At 44.0% G+C, this 2,176-nt stretch carries 6 protein-coding genes; 5 read left to right on the top strand and 1 reads right to left on the bottom strand.

Annotated features, from left to right (window positions below; genetic code table 11):
* On the bottom strand, positions 1 to 453 hold a 453-nt coding region (locus tag AB4653_RS22385), incomplete at its 3' end, for a DNA-binding protein (protein ID WP_276605628.1).
* Positions 454 to 634: 181 nt separating this feature from the next.
* Here AB4653_RS22385 and AB4653_RS22380 point away from each other — a divergent pair.
* The 5 genes from AB4653_RS22380 to AB4653_RS22360 form a co-directional block, all read left to right on the top strand.
* Positions 635 to 922, top strand: coding sequence for a pyocin activator PrtN family protein (locus AB4653_RS22380; protein ID WP_017109436.1), 288 nt, complete (start codon positions 635 to 637; stop codon positions 920 to 922).
* 50 nt (positions 923 to 972) lie between these two features.
* Positions 973 to 1,515: a phage regulatory CII family protein gene (locus AB4653_RS22375; RefSeq protein WP_102258123.1), complete on the top strand. Its 543-nt coding sequence runs from the start codon at positions 973 to 975 to the stop codon at positions 1,513 to 1,515.
* 15 nt (positions 1,516 to 1,530) lie between these two features.
* Positions 1,531 to 1,746 (top strand): hypothetical protein, encoded by a 216-nt coding sequence (locus AB4653_RS22370; protein ID WP_102258122.1) that lies wholly within the window; start codon positions 1,531 to 1,533, stop codon positions 1,744 to 1,746.
* Positions 1,743 to 1,985 (top strand): hypothetical protein, encoded by a 243-nt coding sequence (locus tag AB4653_RS22365; protein WP_102258121.1) that lies wholly within the window; start codon positions 1,743 to 1,745, stop codon positions 1,983 to 1,985. The genes AB4653_RS22370 and AB4653_RS22365 overlap by 4 nt, the downstream gene beginning before the upstream one ends.
* Positions 1,973 to 2,176 (top strand): hypothetical protein (locus tag AB4653_RS22360; RefSeq protein WP_372105374.1); only part of this gene is annotated, 204 nt, incomplete at its 3' end. The genes AB4653_RS22365 and AB4653_RS22360, both read left to right, overlap by 13 nt.

The raw sequence follows: 2,176 nt of genomic DNA, 5'->3' as shown, positions 1-2,176 counted from the left end.
CTCAGCATCGTTTTGAGCACCAAACCCACAAGACGCATAAACGTTGTACACAGGTACAGCGCACATATCGCCTATTTGAGAAGTCGCTTTCACAGACTTAACATTCGAAATCTCTGTGACATTGCTATCGGCATTGCGAGAAGTTCGACTAGCAACCTGCTGGTTAGTTTGCCCGCTACCAATATCAACGTGCCCTACTGACGTCGAAGTTTCGTTAGGTTCTGATGCAGTTAATAGATATTCCGCTTCATCAAGATCCGTGACGTATTTCTCAATCAGCTGTTTTTTTACATCTGGGTGAAAATTGGAAATATGGTACTCCAAAGCCCGAGTGCCTTCCTTAGATCCTCGACTTAACCAATTGTTTCTCCTGGCTTTTTGAGCCACGCCTGAAGAAGAGTTAGCCATTCCATCCAACCCCATGAGTTCAGTACTCAGAAACCATTCCTTCATAAAACCACCAAAAGCACACATAAAAACACTAGACACACAAACAGCAAGGTCGTAGCATAAGAACACATAAACACACTATAACACAGTTTAAGCTCGATATTGTAAGAGATTAACGAAGATAAACTGCAACTAACTAATAACTATATCACGTCAGTGGTGTAGTGGAAATGAGGCTAACCCTATGAATACTCAATATGCGTTGCATGCTGTATTTGGCTCCCCAGTAGTAAAACTTTCTGAGATCTCTGAACAATATTTTGGAATGAAGTACGCGACAGCCAAAGGCAAAGTAAGTGCGAATGAGTTCCCTATCCCCACCTTTCGACTTCATGAAGAAACAGAAACGAACAAAGGCACCAAAGCTCCACTGTTTGTTTCTATTGATGATTTAGCTTTCTACATTGACCGCAAGCAAGCTGAAGCTAAGCGCGAGTGGGAATCGGTCTATGGCAAATTCGGTCACCATTAAGCCAGCTTAAAGCTAACCACTTTTCTTATGTTTCATAGTGAGTATCAGACATGGAAGTGAACCAGACAATGTGCGTCTTTTTAGCGGATGTACAAGAACAGTACAACGAAGCATGCAGCTTGTTTCGAGCGCGACACCGTAACGAGCTAACAGACATAGCAAAAGCCTGTGGCATTCGTTCAAACATGTTGCGTAACAAGCTGAATACCGAGCAACCGCACGTACTTTCTTTACCTGAAATGATGGCAATTTCTAAAGCTACGGATGACTACGTAATTTTAGAAGTTGTACTTCGCCAGTTAGAGCTAGTGACCGCTCATATTCCTGAAGGTGAAAGAGAAACGTTTATTAAACGTGCTCTAGACAACTCTGTGATTGCTGGAGAGATCTCTCAGCTTGCGTTAGACACGGCAGGCCAAAGAGCTCTACCTCGCTCAACTCGAAACTCAATTATCAAAACGGCACAAGCTGGCATTAACAACTTGGTGCTACTCATCAACGACCTAGAAGACCGCACAAGTGGTGCACACCCTTTCTTATGTATGGGTGTGGACTTGATAGCCAACGGTGCGCCTTTACCGGGTCTTACTTAATTACGGGGTGTAATTATGAAAAAACCATTTATCGCGATTCAAATCAACTCATTAGAAGAAGCACTCAACATCGAGAATGTTGCGGCACTCACTATCACTAAGTATCAAGAGAACGAAGTCGAAAGCCAAGAGCAGCTTCAGAATAACTTGATCGCAATGTGGCGTGGCATTCACAAGCAAGCGGGTGATGCTCTCGACCAGTTCAAGGTTTGCCAGAAGGAATCAATATGAAAACTCTACTCAAAACCATCACTTCAGGTGAAGACAAGATTTATGTCTACGAAGCTGGATATGTAGAAGGCGTGAAAGCTGCTCAAGCCTATTTAGCAGGCCCTGACGGATGGGGAGCTTCTATGTACTTCCCTTTGTATAAGGTCGAAGACTTCGCTCAAAACCAAGCTCAGATTGCCAAGTTCCTTGAGCTTGCTAAAGAGAAACTCGGGATGGAGAAAGAACAATGCAATACGTAGCGGTTGCACTGAACAGCGGTGGCGGCGTGGTTCGTGATGATGAAACTAGCGAAGTTAAGAATCTTCTTATCGGTGAGTTTGATTCACCAGAGCCAGCAATCGAAGCGGCTTGTGAGCACTTCAACTGTCAGCACGTTATGAACGGCGTGATCATCAGAGGTAATCACACTGGCGGTCACATGATTATGGAC

Origin of the sequence: Vibrio sp. 10N.222.48.A3, from assembly GCF_041475345.1 — a bacterium.
Lineage (GTDB): Bacteria > Pseudomonadota > Gammaproteobacteria > Enterobacterales > Vibrionaceae > Vibrio > Vibrio tasmaniensis_A.
The sequence above is the reverse complement of the archived record's forward strand: the minus strand, read 5'-3'. Positions and strand labels throughout refer to the sequence as shown.

What these genes read in the sequence shown, in the direction of transcription:
- AB4653_RS22380 (WP_017109436.1), top strand. Translation starts at nt 635, where the DNA reads ATGAATACTCAATATGCGTTGCATGCTGTATTTGGCTCCCCAGTAGTA.
- AB4653_RS22375 (WP_102258123.1), top strand. Translation starts at nt 973, where the DNA reads ATGGAAGTGAACCAGACAATGTGCGTCTTTTTAGCGGATGTACAAGAA.
- AB4653_RS22370 (WP_102258122.1), top strand. Translation starts at nt 1,531, where the DNA reads ATGAAAAAACCATTTATCGCGATTCAAATCAACTCATTAGAAGAAGCA.
- AB4653_RS22365 (WP_102258121.1), top strand. Translation starts at nt 1,743, where the DNA reads ATGAAAACTCTACTCAAAACCATCACTTCAGGTGAAGACAAGATTTAT.